The 14,756-nt window shown below is 70.0% G+C and carries 12 protein-coding genes; 4 read left to right on the forward strand and 8 right to left on the reverse strand.

The features are described 5' to 3' along the window. Nucleotides 1–104: 104 nt before the first annotated feature. The 3 genes from BLU08_RS08840 (at nucleotide 105) to BLU08_RS08850 (ending at nucleotide 2,580) form a co-directional block, all read left to right on the forward strand. Nucleotides 105–344 (forward strand): hypothetical protein, encoded by a 240-nt coding sequence (locus BLU08_RS08840; protein WP_090198388.1) that lies wholly within the window; start codon nucleotides 105–107, stop codon nucleotides 342–344. Nucleotides 345–445: 101 nt separating this feature from the next. Beyond that, nucleotides 446–1,846 carry an O-antigen ligase gene (locus tag BLU08_RS08845; RefSeq protein ID WP_090198391.1) on the forward strand — a complete coding sequence of 467 codons (1,401 nt, stop codon included), beginning with the start codon at nucleotides 446–448 and terminating at the stop codon, nucleotides 1,844–1,846. Further along, nucleotides 1,843–2,580 carry a hypothetical protein gene (locus BLU08_RS08850; protein ID WP_090198394.1) on the forward strand — a complete coding sequence of 246 codons (738 nt, stop codon included), beginning with the start codon at nucleotides 1,843–1,845 and terminating at the stop codon, nucleotides 2,578–2,580. The genes BLU08_RS08845 and BLU08_RS08850 overlap by 4 nt, the downstream gene beginning before the upstream one ends. A 160-nt stretch (nucleotides 2,581–2,740) precedes the next feature. Here the strand turns inward: BLU08_RS08850 and BLU08_RS08855 are convergent, their stop codons facing one another. From BLU08_RS08855 to BLU08_RS08870, 4 genes are all read right to left on the reverse strand, one after another. Continuing rightward, nucleotides 2,741–7,612 (reverse strand): autotransporter outer membrane beta-barrel domain-containing protein, encoded by a 4,872-nt coding sequence (locus BLU08_RS08855; protein ID WP_090198397.1) that lies wholly within the window; start codon nucleotides 7,610–7,612, stop codon nucleotides 2,741–2,743. Then, a complete protein-coding gene (locus tag BLU08_RS08860) occupies nucleotides 7,609–8,121 on the reverse strand; it encodes a hypothetical protein (protein ID WP_090198401.1) in 513 nt (170 codons plus the stop codon). Before BLU08_RS08860 ends, BLU08_RS08855 begins: the two co-directional genes overlap by 4 nt. Before the next feature lie 42 nt (nucleotides 8,122–8,163). After that, on the reverse strand, nucleotides 8,164–8,475 hold the full coding sequence (locus BLU08_RS08865) for a hypothetical protein (protein ID WP_090198405.1): 312 nt from the start codon (nucleotides 8,473–8,475) through the stop codon (nucleotides 8,164–8,166). Nucleotides 8,476–8,580: 105 nt separating this feature from the next. Further along, nucleotides 8,581–9,675, reverse strand: coding sequence for a TIGR03032 family protein (locus BLU08_RS08870; RefSeq protein WP_090198408.1), 1,095 nt, complete (start codon nucleotides 9,673–9,675; stop codon nucleotides 8,581–8,583). 250 nt (nucleotides 9,676–9,925) lie between these two features. Here BLU08_RS08870 and BLU08_RS08875 point away from each other — a divergent pair, with 250 nt between their 5' ends. Continuing rightward, nucleotides 9,926–10,102 (forward strand): DUF1289 domain-containing protein, encoded by a 177-nt coding sequence (locus BLU08_RS08875; protein ID WP_090198411.1) that lies wholly within the window; start codon nucleotides 9,926–9,928, stop codon nucleotides 10,100–10,102. Between the two features lie 38 nt (nucleotides 10,103–10,140). Here the strand turns inward: BLU08_RS08875 and BLU08_RS08880 are convergent, their stop codons facing one another. The 4 genes from BLU08_RS08880 to BLU08_RS08895 are packed head-to-tail and all read right to left on the reverse strand — an operon-like array spanning nucleotide 10,141 to nucleotide 14,708. Next, the gene (locus BLU08_RS08880) at nucleotides 10,141–10,923 is read right to left on the reverse strand and encodes an ABC transporter ATP-binding protein (RefSeq protein WP_090198415.1); all 783 of its coding nucleotides are present in this window, start codon (nucleotides 10,921–10,923) and stop codon (nucleotides 10,141–10,143) included. Further along, nucleotides 10,920–11,897 carry an iron ABC transporter permease gene (locus BLU08_RS08885; protein WP_090198419.1) on the reverse strand — a complete coding sequence of 326 codons (978 nt, stop codon included), beginning with the start codon at nucleotides 11,895–11,897 and terminating at the stop codon, nucleotides 10,920–10,922. The genes BLU08_RS08880 and BLU08_RS08885 overlap by 4 nt, the downstream gene beginning before the upstream one ends. Continuing rightward, the gene (locus BLU08_RS08890; protein WP_090198422.1) at nucleotides 11,894–12,760 is read right to left on the reverse strand and encodes an ABC transporter substrate-binding protein; all 867 of its coding nucleotides are present in this window, start codon (nucleotides 12,758–12,760) and stop codon (nucleotides 11,894–11,896) included. The genes BLU08_RS08885 and BLU08_RS08890 overlap by 4 nt, the downstream gene beginning before the upstream one ends. 10 nt (nucleotides 12,761–12,770) lie before the next feature. Further along, nucleotides 12,771–14,708, reverse strand: coding sequence for a TonB-dependent siderophore receptor (locus tag BLU08_RS08895; RefSeq protein WP_090198425.1), 1,938 nt, complete (start codon nucleotides 14,706–14,708; stop codon nucleotides 12,771–12,773). Between the last annotated feature and the right edge of the window lie 48 nt (nucleotides 14,709–14,756).

Raw genomic sequence — 14,756 nt, forward strand, 5'->3', positions numbered from 1 at the left:
CATTTCGGTGAACTGCCTGTTGCCAAACTCGCCGCGTTGCACTAGGGAAACTGACGGAATATCGCGATGCGAGGCCGATGATGATGAAAACGACTTCCCGTGTCATGCTGACCGTCGCAGCCGCCGGTCTGGCGCTTTCGCCGATCGCCGCCCAGGCCAACACCCGCGCGGGTGACAGCACCGCGACCTACAGCGCGCCCGTCTCGCAGCCCGGCATGGGCCGCAGCGCCGAAGGGGAAAAGCTGGTCGGCCCCGGGTTCATCGCCGCGATCCTCGCCGCTGCCGCCGCGGTCGGCATCATCCTCCTCCTCGACGACGACGACGATCAGTCGCCGGGCGCCTGAGGTGAACCTGCGGGCCACCATGGTCCGGCCGGAATGGAATTGAACGCACGGTACGCCCTACCGTGCGTTTTTTCTTGAGGGGCTGACGTCTGCAGGTGGCTATGCCGGGCCCCTCCTCGCTTTCGGGCAGCAGCATGGGCCGGCAATCGCCCGATCTCGCCGTGAGCGGACGCTCGGGTCTCTTCGCGCTCGGTACGGTCCTGATCGTCGCGGCGGCGCTGGGCGGCGGAGGCCAACGCTACGGGCTCGCCAACCTCGCCGTGCAACTGACCGCGCTCGCGGCGCTCGCCCTCCACCCTGCGGCGTTCGCGGCGTTCCGGACATCGGCCCCCCTTGCTCTGCGCGCGCTGGCGGGCCTTTCGCTCCTCCTGCCCCTGCTCCAGCTCGTTCCTCTTCCGCCGGCGATCTGGACCGCGCTGCCCGGACGCGATCTGGTCGTCCAGTCGCTCGAAGCGGCCGGCATGGCCGGCTGGATGCCCTTCAGCCTCGATCCGCACCGAACGCTGCTCGCGCTGACCGCGCTGGTGACGCCCCTCGCCGTGCTCGCTGCGGGCTGGACCCTGAGGCGGGAGCAGATCGCCATGCTGGGCTGGCTCGTCGTGGCTCTCGGTATCCTCAACCTGCTGATCGGGGCCGTGCAGGTCTCCTCGCCGGGCGGGAGAGCAAGCCTTTTCGACGAGGTGCTGCCCGAGGAAGTGCTGCTCGGCACCTTCGCCAACCGCAATTCGACCGCGCTGTTCCTCGTCGGGGCGCTCGGCTTTGCGGCGCTTGTCCCCGCGCCGTGGGCGCGGCGAGCCGAGCTTGCCCTGCGGGTCGGGCTCTGCGCGCTCCTCTTGCTGGCGATCATCCTCACGCGCTCGCGCACCGGGCTCGTCCTCGCGCTCGTTCCGCTCGGCCTCGCGGCGCTGCGGGCGCTGTCCTGGTCCGCCTCGCGCGGCCCCGCCAGGGGATCCGGGCGCGCCCGCCCACGTTCGCTGGCGTTAACTGCCGGAGCGGCGGCGGTGGCGGCGGCGCTTTTCGCGGGGCTGCTGGTGCTTGCCCCCGGAAGGGTGGCCGACACCGTCGAACGCTTCGGCGCGCTCGACCGCGACGCGCGGAGCTACATCTGGGAGGATGCGGCCTATTCGTCCTCGCGCTACTGGCCACTCGGCGCGGGGATGGGCACTTTCGACGAGGTCTTCCAGATCGACGAATCGCTCGAGAACATGACCGTCCGCCGGGCGGGGCGGGCGCATAACGACTATCTCGAAATCGCCATCGAAGCCGGGCTTCCCGGCCTCGTGCTGGTCGCGGCGTGGCTGCTGCTGGTCGGATGGCTGAGCTGGCAGGCGCGGCGCTCTCGCTGGCGCTGGACGGGATGGGCAGGGGCCTCCTTCCTCGTCTGCATCGCGCTGCAGTCGATCACCGATTACCCGTTGCGGAACCAGACCATCCTCGCCGCGGCGGGTCTTGCGCTGCTGGCGCTGGCGCGGACCGCGCAGGCGCCGGGGGAGCGCGCATGACGATGCGGCGCATCGCATGGTACGGCCTGCTTTCAGCCGTGGCGCTGGTCACGGCCGGGCTGCAACTGGACAAGCAATCGGCAGCATCGCCCGCGCTCGCGGCGCTGGTGCCGGAAATCTTCCGCTCGGCCGGGCAGCCGCGCATCGTCTCGGCCGCGCTGTTGGGCGACGACGCGCGGGCAGCCCTCGCGCAAGCGGAGCGGCTCGTCGTCAGGCGTCCGGTTCCGGCGCAATCGCTGCGCCTGCTTGCGCTCGCCCAGTTCCAGGCGGGCGAGATCGATCGGGGGTCGCGCTCGATCCAGTATGCGGCCCGCCGGGGCTGGCGCGACATCGCGGCGCAGGAGGCGATGGCCCGGTTCGCGCTGGGCGCGGGGGACCGGGCGGAGGCGGCGCGGCGCTACACGGCGCTGCTGGCGCGGGGCGAGACGGCCGATGCGACGCTCGAACAGCTCGGCCCCGCGATCTTCGACGGTCCCGACCCGGCGGCGCGGGAAACAATGGCCGCGATCATCGCCGGTTCCGAACGCTGGCACGGCCTGTTCCTGCGGCGGGGGCCGGCCGTGATGCCGCCGGAGAGCTTCGGCGCGGTGGTCATCGCCAGCATGGAACGGGGCGCCGATTATGACTGCGCCGCGTTCGAGCGGGCGGTGGAGACGATCGCCGCAAGGGACGCGCAGGCCGGCGCTCGGCTCGCCGGAAACCGTCCGCCCGCCTGCGAGCGGCAGGGCGCCTGACAGCGCGGCTGCGCGCGGTCCATCCGCAGGACGATCGCCAGACGGCTTGCGCCGCCCCGTCCTCGAAAGGGACCGAAGGCGCGCTCCAACCATACGCCCGCGCGGGCAGGTGCCCCCAGCGGAGGACACCTGCCGCACGCCCGAAGGCGCTATCCTCGGCTCAGAACCGGAAGCGGACGTTCAGCGAGCCGCCATAGCCATCGAGGTCGTCCCCGGTGAGGTAATTGCCCTGCAGGCTGCCGGTGATCGCGTCATCCTCGTTGCCGATCGTGATGCCGGCCGAAAGATCCACGTAGTCGTCGAAAGGCTGGTTGCCGAACAACACGCGGTTGGGGCCGGTCGCGAAGCTGACCGCGGTGTCGTCGCCGCCGAGTTCGTGGGCGTAGTGGGCGCCCACGAAGACGACGCCCGAGGTTCCCCCGAGATCGAAGCCGATCCCGGCCCGCGCCCCGCCCCGTGCCAGCGCGCCATCGCCCGCATCGAAGGCGAAGGTGCCCTGGGCGGTGACGATGTCATCAAGGTCGGAGCTGGCATAGGCGAAGCTGACGCTCGGCTCGAGGAAGAACGCCCTGCGGTCGCCGAGCAGCGCCCCGGCTTCGGCCTGGACCCCCATCACCGAGCCTTCGACATCGGCCGTCAGCCCGGCTGTGTTGCTCTGGAGCGTGCCGTTAACGCTGTCGTACTTGGCCAGCGCGTTCGCCCAGAATGCGCCGATATCCGCGGTCATGTAGGCACCGAGGCTGAAGACGTCGTAGTCGATCCCGTTCGAGGACGCGGTGAATTCGACGTCGCTGCTCTGGTAGCCCGCGGTCACGCCGTAACGCACCGCGCTGGTCCCGAAATCGATCCCGGCGAGCATTCCCCAGAAGTCCTGGTCATAGCCGAGTTCGTGGGTCCCGGCGATGTTGTTGAACACGGTGTTCCTGACCTGCTCGCGTTCGAGGCTGCTGCCGAACCCGGTGAGCCAGGCGCGCGTCGTCTTGTCGCCGCCGCCGACGCTGCTTTCATCCGAACCGCCGGTGTCGCGCATCGTCGCCATCTGGTCCGCGAAGGCATTGGCCGATTGGGTCCACAGGTTGCGCGCGGTCTCGGCGAAGGTGCTGAATTCGAGCGCCGCGGTCGACGGGGCGGTGGCGAGGAAGAAATCATTGCCCGCCGGGTCGAAGGCGAGATCGAATTCGATCAGGCCGATGGTCTGGCGCCCGCCGACGAGATCGAAGGCGTTTGCCGTGGTGCCCGCGCCGGCATCGACGACCAGGATGTCCGAGACGAGGCCACTGGGCTGGGTGCCGGCCGGGTTCACCGTGACCACGGTCGAACCCGTCGCGGCGCCTTCGATCGTCAGCGTGTCGGCGGTCGCGGCGGCGAGGTCGACATCCACGTTGAGGGTCGAACCGCCGGTCCCGACGAAGTTGCCGGAGGTTGCAAGGTTGTTGCCGGAAGTCCCGTCGGCCATGTCGATCAGGCCCTCGTTGGCGAAGGTTTCGAGGCCCGTGATGTTCACGGGGCCGGCGCTGGCCACCCGGAAGGTGCCGGTGTTCACCAGGGAGTCGGTGCCGCCGCCGAAGGCGCTGTGGCCGATGGCGAGGAATTCGCCGTTGTTGGTCAGCGTGTCGGCCGCATCGTCGAGCGTCACGAAGCCGACCAGTTCGCCGTTATTCGTGATCTGCGATCCGGCCGGGCCGCGGGCACGGATGGCCTCGCGCGTGTCGGCGCTGACGAAGCCGTCGTTGACGATCACCGTCGGCGCAGTGCCGTTGTTCACGGCATAGATGCCCGGTTCCGTGCCGGTGACATCGCCGGAAGTCGCGATCGAGATGCCGGTGGAATCGGCACCGCCGCGCACGCTGATCCCGCTTCCGGCAAGGCCCGTGGCATCGGCCGCCGTGACGGTCAGCGAACCGGTGCCATCGGCGGCGGCGTAGATGCCGTTGGCCCCGCCGACGATGGCGCCTGCCGAAGTGTCGATCGCGGCATCCGCCCCGGTGGTGATCACGCTGATCGCGTTGCCGCTCGTCCCGGTCACGTCCGCTGTGGCGATCGTCAGCGTGCCGGCCGAGACGCTGGCGAGTATCCCGGTCGTCGCGCCGCTCACCGCGCCCGCGGTGGTGTCGATCGCCAGCGAGGTCCCGACCCCGCTCGCGTCGATGCCCGGGCCTGCGGTGCCGGTGACGTCGGCGGTCGTGATCGTGGTGGCGCCCGCCCCGTCGGAGCGGACCGTGATGCCCGACACGCCGCCCGAGACCGCGCCCGCGGTGGTCGTCACGTCGAGGCTCGTGCCGGTGGCCGCGTTGCGCACGAAGACGCCGAAGCCGCTGCCCGCGGTCACGTCCGCCGTGGTGATCGCGGTCGCGCCCGAACCGTAGTTCTCGGCATAGATGCCGTTGGTCGCGCCGCCGATCGCACCGGCGGAAGTGTCGATGGCGAGGTCGGTGCCGGCCGCCGTGAGGTTGCCGTAAACGCCGGTCCCCCCGGCGCTGGTCACGTCGCCGCCGGTGATCGAGAGCGCGCCGGTCCCTTCGTTCCGGACCGCGATGCCGACCAGGGCGGCTGTCACGTCACCGGCGCTGGTGTCGATCGTGAGGTCGGTCGTGCTCGCCGCGTTGATCGCGTAGACGCCGTAGCGGCCCTCCGCGTCGATGTCGGCCGTGGTGATCGTGGTCGATCCGGTGCCGTCGTTGAGCGCGGCGATCCCGTCGGTCGCGCCGGTCACGCTGCCCGCGGTGGTGTCGATCGCCAGCGAATCCGCAGTCGCCGCATTGCTCGCCGAAATCGCGTTGTCGCCAGTCGAGGTCACGTCGGCCGTGGTGATCGAAGTGTTGCCGGTGCCCCCGTTCTCGGCCGAAATGCCGGTCGAGCCCGACGAGATCGCACCTGCCGCGGAATCGATGATGATGTCGGTCGCGGTGGCGGTGTTCTCCGCCAGGATGCCGATACTGCCCGCCGAAACATCGGCGGCCGTGATCGACACCGCACCCGTGCCTGCATTGCTCCGAACGGAAATGCCGTCACCCCCGCCCGTAACCGTGCCGGCCGTGCTATCGATGGCAACCCCGGTGGTGCCGGTGTCGGTCCGCACGTCGATCCCGTCGGTCACCCCGGTCACATCGGCCGTGGTGATCGTTACGCCGCCCGTCCCGTAATGCCCGGCGATCATGCCATAGCGGCCGCCACTGACGCTGCCCGCGACCGTGTCGATCGTGATGCTGCCGCCGCCAATGCTTTCGCCGAGCACGCCGTCGCCCGTCGCAGAGTTAACGTCCGCCGTGGTGATGAAGACATCGCCGCCCGCTGCATCGACCCGTGCGCGAACACCGATGCGATCCGCGGTCACCGTCCCCGCGCTCGTGTCGACCGTGACAGTGCCGCCGCCAAGGCTTCGGGCAAAGACGCCGTCATAGGTTGCCGAGGAGACGTCTGCTGTCGTGATCGTGACGCTGCCCGCTCCGGAACTCTCGGCGAGCACGCCGAACTGCGTGCCGCTGACGCTTCCGCCGGTCGTGTCGACGGCAATGGTGCCCGCACCATCCGTGATCGCGAGGATGCCGCTGGCGAACGCAGTGCCATCGCCCGTCACGTCGCCGATCGCGGCACTCGTGCCGATGGCGATGTCGCCGCCGCCCAGCGCGTAGGCGACGATACCGTCCCCGCCCGTGCCGGTCACCCCCCCGACGAGGCCGACGCCCTGGATCGAGATCGCGCCGCCGTCGCTCACCGCGATAATGCCGGTGCCGCCCGTGCCGAGGATCGTCCCGATGTCGCTGACCGCGATCGCGCCGCCCGCGGATTCGAGGTCGAGACCGTCGCCCGCCTGCCCGGTCACGCTGTCGAAGTCGGTGACGAGGATGTCCGCACCGGCCGTGATCGCCTGGATGCCGTCGGTCGCCCCGACGATGTCGCCGGACGAGCCCTGGATCGTGATGTCCGCCGTCGCCTGTGCCGAACGCGCGAAGATGCCGAAGGCCGAACCGCCGGTCACGTCGCCGGTGGTGATCGTGAGCGGGCCGGACCCGAAATGCTCGGCATAGATGCCGTGCGAGCCCCCGCTCACCGTGCCCGCGCTGGCGTCGATCGCGAAGCTGGTGCCGTTCGCGCTCTGGTAGCCGTAGACGCCCGTGCCGCCGATCGCGGTCACGTCCGCGGTGGTGATCGAAAGCGCGCCCGTGCCGTAGCTGCGCGCGCCGATCCCGACCAGGGCGCTGGTGACGGTCCCCGCGCTGCTGTCGATCGAGAGATCGGTCCCCGCAGCCGAGTTCACCGCGCCGATCCCGAGTTCGCCTGCGCCCGCCACGTCCGCCGTCGTGATCGAGAGCGCACCGCTCCCCCCGCTCGAAGCGTAGATGCCGACGGTCGCACCGCTCACCGCTCCGGCGGCCGTGTCGATCGTCAGGTCCGTGGCTGCGCCATAGGCGTAGATGCCGTAGGCGCTCGTGCCGGTCACGTTACCGGTGGTGATCGTGGTCGCCCCGGTGCCGAAATTGCTGGCGACGATGCCGATCTCGCCGCTTACGCTTCCCGCGCTGCTGTCGATCGTCAGGTCCGTGCCGATGCCGTAGGCGTAGATGCCGTAGCCCGCCGTTCCGGTCACGTCGCCGGTCGTCACCGAAAGCGCGCCCGTGCCCCCGTTGAACGCGGTAATGCCGGCGGTCGCCCCGGTAACCCCGCCGACCGTATCGATCGTCAGGCCGGAGCCCGCGTTGTAGGCCAGGATGCCTTCCGCGGTGGTTCCGGTGACAGCATCCGCGCGGATCGCGAGTTCGCCCGTCCCGTAATGCACCGCCTCGATGCCGCGCGCCCCGCTGATCGCGCGGAAGGCCGAAATCGTGGCCGTCGTACCGTAGCTCGTCGACCTGATCGCCGCGCCGGCGGCCGCGACGATGTCCCCGGCAACGATGCTCGTGTCTCCCGAACCCTGGTTCAGGACGTTGATGCCGATGTCCGAAGCGGTCACGCTCCCCTGCGTGGTGTTGACGAGGATGTCGTCCCCGGCGACATTGACCGCAAGCACGCCGTCGCCGTCGGCGCCCGTCACGTCGGCGGTGTCTCGATCACGAGATTGCCGGCGCCGCCATTGCGGCCATAGACCCCTATCGTCCCGCCGAAGACGGTCCCCGCGCTCGTATCGATCCGCAGGCTCCCGGCGCTGTTCTCGAACGCGATCAGGCCATATCTCGTCAGGCCCGTCACATTGCCGGTCACCACTTCGGTCTGGCTCGTGGAACTGGTGAAGACGCTGATGCCGCGGGTCTGCCCCACGACATCGCCGTCCACGGTGATGAGGTCGAAGCGATCGCCGGAATGTGTGCCTGAAATCCCGACCCCGGTCGTTCCCGTGATCGGGCCGCCGGTCCGCACGCGGACCAGGCCGGCGTTGTTCGTGAAGGTGAAGCCGTTGTCGCCGACGATCGAGCTGCTGCCCGAAACCTGGTTCAATGTCAGGCCGCCATTGGTGGTGACCTGCAGGCCGTCTCCGCCGACACCGGTCGTGTCGATGGCGAAGCCGTCGTCGATCAGGATATCGAGATTCGTGCCGGCGATCACCTGGGTGGTCGTGGCGGGCGGGCCGTTGTCCTCGCAGGTGACTTAGTCAGGGCCGGTCACGGCGCAGGCGTCCTGCGCGGCGGCAGGGGTGGCGATCGCAAGGCCCGAAGCGAGAAGCGCGATCGGCGCGGAGCCCCAGCGAAGGGCGCTCGTCGCTGCCCGCAAAAGGGCGCTCCGCCCCTCGCCCGTCCGCGGTTCGATCGTCACGGCAAGGCCGAGATCGGGCGAATAGCTCGCCGCCACACCCTTGTGCTTCGTCATGCGGCCGCCGCGCAGCATGGCCGGGCCGACCGGCCCGCGAACCTCGCCGCCGATACCCGCCCGATCGATCGCCGCGTCCAGGATGTTCTTCATGTTCTCGCCCTCTTTCTCACCGCTCGCACCGCTGTTCGACAGCGCTTCGAGCCGGCTCGTTCATTCCCCAAATCGCCGCTCGCCCCATCGGGCGCAGCCGGCGCATTACGCTTCCGGTTCCACCGTGATCAGCGTCGCCGCATCGGGGGAATTGGGAGAAACCGTCATCGGACAGGCGAAACCCTCGACCAGCTCGACATCGTAGAGCTCGCCGATATCGCCATCGATCCTGAACCAGTCGACGCAACTGCCCTTGGCAAGGTCGATCACCTGCACCCCGCACCAGGCCTCGCTGTCCGCGGACTTGAGCCGTTGGTCGAGTTCGAGCCCCTCGAACCGCTGGTAGCGCGGCCGCGACAGCCCGACGAAGGCGTAATTCCCCTTGAAGGCGAGCCCGCGCAGGAAACCGGGGCAGAAGGCGATCGGCCTGAACGTCCCCGTCGCGGCAGCGCCCTTCGTGTCCTTTGCGCCCTTCGCGCCCTTCGCACCCTTCCCGGGCAGAACCACTTCGCCGAATTCGCCGGTGCCGGCATTGAGCACGTAGAGCCTGCCTTCGTGCCAGCGCGGCGAATGCGGCATCGAGAGCCCTTCGCACACCACCTTCCCGCTTTCGACCTCGATCACGACCCCGCCGTCCGCGCGGCGGTCGCGCCAGCCGTCGATCGTGTTGGAGCGGGACACCGCGGTGACGAATGCGGGCCTGCCATCGCGCATCGCGAGCCCGTTGAGGTGGCAGCGATCCTCGTCCACGATCTCGCTGATGAAATCGGGTTTCCAGACCGGCTTGAACGAATGGCGAGTCGAAAGCGTCGCAAGGCAGTTGAAGCGCGTGTTGACGAAGATGATCTCGCCTTCGCCCGTCACGCCGACGTCATGCGCGTCGAGCTGGCCCGTGACGTGCTGCGTGCGCGGCATGAAACAGGCGTCGTAGAGCTGGTTGATCCGCGAGGAAAGCACGAGCCGGTCCGGCCCGTCGAGCGCGAGCCCCATTGGCTTGGGCATCTCGGACTGGTGCAGTTGCGCCCCGCCGGCGGGGCCGCGGCCGAGCATGTAGAGAAAGCCGCTCTGATAGGAGGTGAAGGCGAGGGAAACCCCGAGCGAGGCGAGACGGGAAAGCAGGCCGCCCGACAGGGAATAATCCGCTTTCGGCGGATTCGCCGCGACCCTGCTGGCCGCAACCTGCTGTGCCGGTCCGGACATTCGTTCCCCTGCTGCCCTTCTTCAGAGCCGACGTGCTGTATTGCCCACAGTAATTAAATCAAGTTGGCAGACGGAGATTTCTCGCACCCGCAAAAGGTACCCGCGCCGTGAACGACGGGTCAGCGCCCTTTGCGTGCGGCGGTTCTCGCTCGGCGGAGGGGCCGCGGTGCGCGGCCCAAAGATCGCATTGATCGGACCGGGGCGGGCAGGCTAGACCTTCTGCGTCCGCTCCTTCGAAAGCCTGCCCTGCATGGTCGATCCCGTTCCCTCGCCCTGTCGAAAGATCTGCCGCCTGTCGCAGGACGGCGGCCTGTGCGTCGGCTGCGGGCGGACCCTCGACGAGATCGCGGGCTGGCAGGCGATGACGGACGCGGAACGGGACGCGGCGAGCGCCGCCGCGCGGACACGGCTCGCCCGGCTCGAGTAACAGGGCACAGTCGCCCCGCCGGCGCCGCGGCGAGCGCGCTAGCTTCGCGACGGCCCGATGATCCGCACCTCGGGGCGGCCCCCGGCGCCGTCCGACACTGCCGCCTCGATCCCGAACACCTCGGCGAGGCGCTTGGGCGCAAGCGTCGCGGCGGGCGCGCCGTCGGCGACCAGGCGCCCCACCTTCATCCACAACAGCCGGTCGGCATAGCGCGCGGCGAGCGCGAGGTCGTGGATCACGGTCAGCACCGCCGTCCCGCGCCGCGCGGCGGCGACGAAGATGCCCAGCACCTCGTGCTGGAAGCGCGGATCGAGCGCGGCCACGGGCTCGTCGGCGACCAGCACCGGCGCTTCGGCGGCGAGCGCACGGGCGAGATGGACGCGCGACATCTCCCCGCCCGAAAGCGTGTCGGCGGCGCGCTCCTCGAAGCCCTGAAGCCCGCAGGCGGCGATCGCACGGTCCACCGCCGCGGCATCGGCCGGGGAAAGACGCTCCGGCGTGCCGCCATGGGCGTAGCGGCCAAGGGCGACGATGTCGCGCACCGGCTGCGGCCAGACGAGCGGACGCGCCTGGGGGAGATAGGCCGCGCGGCGCGCCCGCTCGCGCGGGGAAAGGGCGCGGGCCGCCCCGTCGCCGATCAGCGCCTCGCCGCTGTCCGCCGCCAGCAGGCCGAGCGCGAGGCGCAGGAGCGTCGTCTTGCCCGCCCCGTTCGGGCCGATCAGCACGGTGAGCGTGCCCGGTTCGAGCGCGAAACTCGCCTCCTCCACCAGCGACCGGCCCGCGGCGCGATAGGTCAGCGCGCGGGCTTCGAGCGCGATCATGCGAGCCTCCTGCGCGCGGCGATCCAGACGAAGACCGGCGCGCCAATCAGCGAGGCGAGCACGCCGAGCTTCAATTCGCTGTCGGTCGGCACCAGCCTTACACCGACATCCGCCAGCACCAGCAGCAGCGCGCCGAGCAGGGCGGAAGGCAACAGCAGCCGCGCCGGATCGTAGCGCAGGAAGGGCCGCACCAGATGCGGCGCGACGATCCCGACGAAGCCGATCGCGCCCGCCAGCGCCACCGCCGCCCCGGTCGCCAGCCCCGCGCCGATGATCACGCCCAGGCGCTGGCGCCCGAGGTCGAGCCCGAGCCCCTCGGCTGTCTCCTCGCCCAGCGCAAGCACGGCAAGCCCGCTGCGGCCGGCCAGCAGGATCGCCATGCCGGCGAACAGGAACGGCGCGGCGAAGGCGAGGTCTTCGAGGCTGCGATTGGCGACCGTGCCGAGCGTCCAGTTGACCATGTCGGCAAGGCTGAACGGATTGGGCGCAAGGTTCATCATCAGCGCCATCAGCGCCGCCGCGAAACTGGACAGGCCGACCCCGATCAGGATCAGCGTCACCACCGACCGGGTCCGCAGCGCGGCGAAGGCCACCAGCCCGGTCGCGACCAGCGCCCCCGCCACCGCGGCAAGCGGCAGGACCAGCGGGCCCGTGGCGGCGAGGCCGAAATAGAGCACGAAGGTCGCAAACAGCGCCGCGCTCGCCGAAACGCCGAGAATGCCCGGCTCGGCCAGCGGATTGCGCAGCAGCCCCTGCAGCGCCGCCCCGCTCATGCCGAGCGCCGCTCCGACCAGCGCCGCGGCGAGCGCGCGCGGCAGGCGGATCTGCCACACGACAAGGCCGTCCCCTTCGCTCCCGCTCCCGGCGAGCGCCGCCAGCACCCGTGGCAGCGGCAGCGCCACCGAACCGAGCAGGAGCGAGGCGAGCAGGGCCAGCGCCAGGGCCGCGCCAAGGAGGAAGAGGACGCGCGTCATTCGCCCCTCGCCGCCTCGCCCGCCTCGCCCGCCGGCCCCTTCGCCCGTCCGGCCCGCGCCAGAGCCTCGATCGCGTCGAGCAGGAACCAGCCGCCGCACGAAGTCCACGCTCCCTCGAGCGGCACCACCGGCAGTTCGGTGAGCTGCGCCTGCGCGACGGGATGGCGCGCTGCGCTCCAGCGATCGACCTGTTCGCTCCCGCTTCCGAAAAAGGCCGCGGCGGCGACGAGATCGGGCCGTTCGTAGGCGAGCCGTTCGAGCGGGATCGGATTCCAGCCGCCGCGCTCCTGGAAATTGGCGAGCCCGGCGGCGCGCAGCAGTTCATGAACCAGCGTCCCTTCGCCCGCCGTCACGCCCGCTGGAGTCATGTAGAGCGTCGCGGGCCTTTCCCTGCTTTCCCGCGCGAGCGCGGCCAGCCGCCGGTCCATCTGCCCGGCGACGCCGCGCGCAGCCTCGCGCCCGCCGAGCGCGCCCCCGACGCGCAGCACTTCCGCGCGCACGTCGGCAATGGTGCCGGGAAAGCCGAGCTGCACCACCTCGATCCCGGCACGCTCCATGAAACCCGACACGTTCGGGCCGCCGCCATAGGACCGCACCACGTGGGTCGGGCGCAGCGCGAGCACGTCTGCGGTGCGCGGGCGGATCCGCGGCAGGCCCCTCGCCTGATCGCGCAAGTAGGAATAGCGATCGCGCGCATGGGGCGACAGGGCGAGGATCTCCTCCCGCCTGGCGAAGCGCAGGACATACTGGTCGGCACAGTAATCGAGGCTGACGATCCGCCGCGGCGCTTCGCCGACGCGTTCGGGCGCCCGCGCGCAGGCGGCGAGCGCGAGAAAAGCCAGCGCCGCGAGGATCATCCGCATCGTCGTTCGATCACATCCGGTACCGCACGCCGCCGAACACGCCGCGGCCCGGCTGGCCGTAGAGGAAGATCGTCTCGTACTGCTCGTCGGTCACGTTCTCGATCCGTCCGAACAATTCGAGGCTTTCGGTGATGCCATAGCTTACCCTGAGGTCGGCGACGACATAGCCATCGAGCCGCGTCGTGTTCGCGGCATTGTCGAAACTGTCCCCCGCGACGAAGATCGTCGTGCCGATGCCGAGGCCGTTCTCCATGCGGTAATCGGCCACGAGGCTGACAGTCTCCTCCGCCCGGCGCGGCAGGCGATTGCCCGTGGTCTCGTCGAAGGCATCGATGATCGAATAGTTCACCGCGACATCGAACCCGTCGACCGGGCGCAGGGCGAGGCCGAATTCCCAGCCGTCGGCGCGCGCGCGCGCGATGTTGTCGTAGGTGCCGAACGGCGGCGTGGGCACCTGGCACGGCGGCAGCGGATTTTCGAAACAGCCGACGAAGACGATCTCGTTGGTCGCCTCGCGCTCGAAATAGGTGACGCCGATCTCGGCCCGCCCGTCGAGGAAGGCCTGCGTGATCCCGGCGTCCCAGGCTTCCGATTCCTCGGCATCGAGGCCCGGATTGCCGAAATCGCTGAACAGCTGGAACAGCGAGGGCGCCTTGAAACCCTCGCCGTAACTCGCGCGCACCACGGTGCTGCCTGCGTTCGGCGAGTAGGCGCCGCTCGCCTGGAACGTCGTCGCCTCGCCGAAGGTCTCGTGGTCGTCGTAGCGCACGCCGCCGGTCAGCGAGAGCCCATCGAGCGGGGTCAGGTTGACCTGTCCGTAGACCGAATTGATCCAGACATCCGCGCGCGTCGCGGGCGCGCCGCGGCTCGAGCTGCGCAGCTCCGACTCCTCCCGCTCCGCCCCGAAGACGAGGTTCGCGAAACCGGTCGCATCGAACACGCCCTGGTATTCGAAGCGGCGGTTCCGGCCATTGGCGTCGAAGGTCTCGGTCTCGTTCCCGCCGGAAAGGTCGAGATTGCGCCGGTCGATATCGGTGTAGGCGAAGCCGAGCCGGTTGCGGAAGCGCCCGTCGAGGAACGCCGCGTTGATCCCGGCATAGCCGACGAAATCCTGCCGCAGCGAAAGCTCGTCCGTGTCGGCGAGGGCGAAGGCGGGCGCGGGAAAACCGTCCACTCCGGTCTCGGCATCGGCGTAGAAGGCACGCAGGTCGAGCGAAACCGTGTCGGTGATCGCGATGTCGAGCTTGCCGTTCACGCCGAGGCTTTCGAACCCGTCTCGCTCGGTCCCGCCGCGCGCCTCGCTGAAGGCGGAAATGCCGTCCGTCCTGAACCAGGTCGCCCCGACGCTCGCCGCGACCGGGCCGAAGCGGCCCGAGACATTGCCGACCAGTTCCGCCGTGTCGCGCGCGCCGTATTCGGCCCGCGCGAAGGTTTCGATCTCCTCGCTCGGTTCGCGGGTGAGGAGGTTGACGACGCCGCCGATCGCCTGGCTGCCGTAAAGCACCGATTGCGACCCGCGCACGACTTCGACCCGGCTGATATTGCCCACCAGCAGCGCGCCGAAATCGAACCCCCCGCCGGTCGAGGCCGGGTCGTTCAGCTTGATCCCGTCGACCAGCACCACGGTCTGGTCGGCCTGCGCGCCGCGGATCGAAACGCCGGCGACCGTGCCGATCCCGCCATTGCGGTTGAAGGTCACGCCGGGCACGGTGCGAAGGATGTCGAGCACCTCGCTCGGCTGGCGGGTGACGATCTCCTCCTCGCCGATGACGGTCACGGATTCGCCGACCTGCGATTTCGCGCGGGCGCTGCGGTTGGCGGTGACGATGATCTCCTCGTCCCCGGGATCCTCCCCGCCCTGCCGATCGAGCGCTTGCTGGGCAAGGCCCGGGGCAGGCAGCAGGGCGAGCGCGGAGACGGCTGCACAGAGCCGGACAGTGATGTTCATGAGCGTTTCCAAAGCCACACCGCGAGAGGGGTCCGGAGCCCCGCGCGG

Source organism: Erythrobacter sp. HL-111, assembly GCF_900105095.1.
Lineage (GTDB): Bacteria > Pseudomonadota > Alphaproteobacteria > Sphingomonadales > Sphingomonadaceae > Erythrobacter.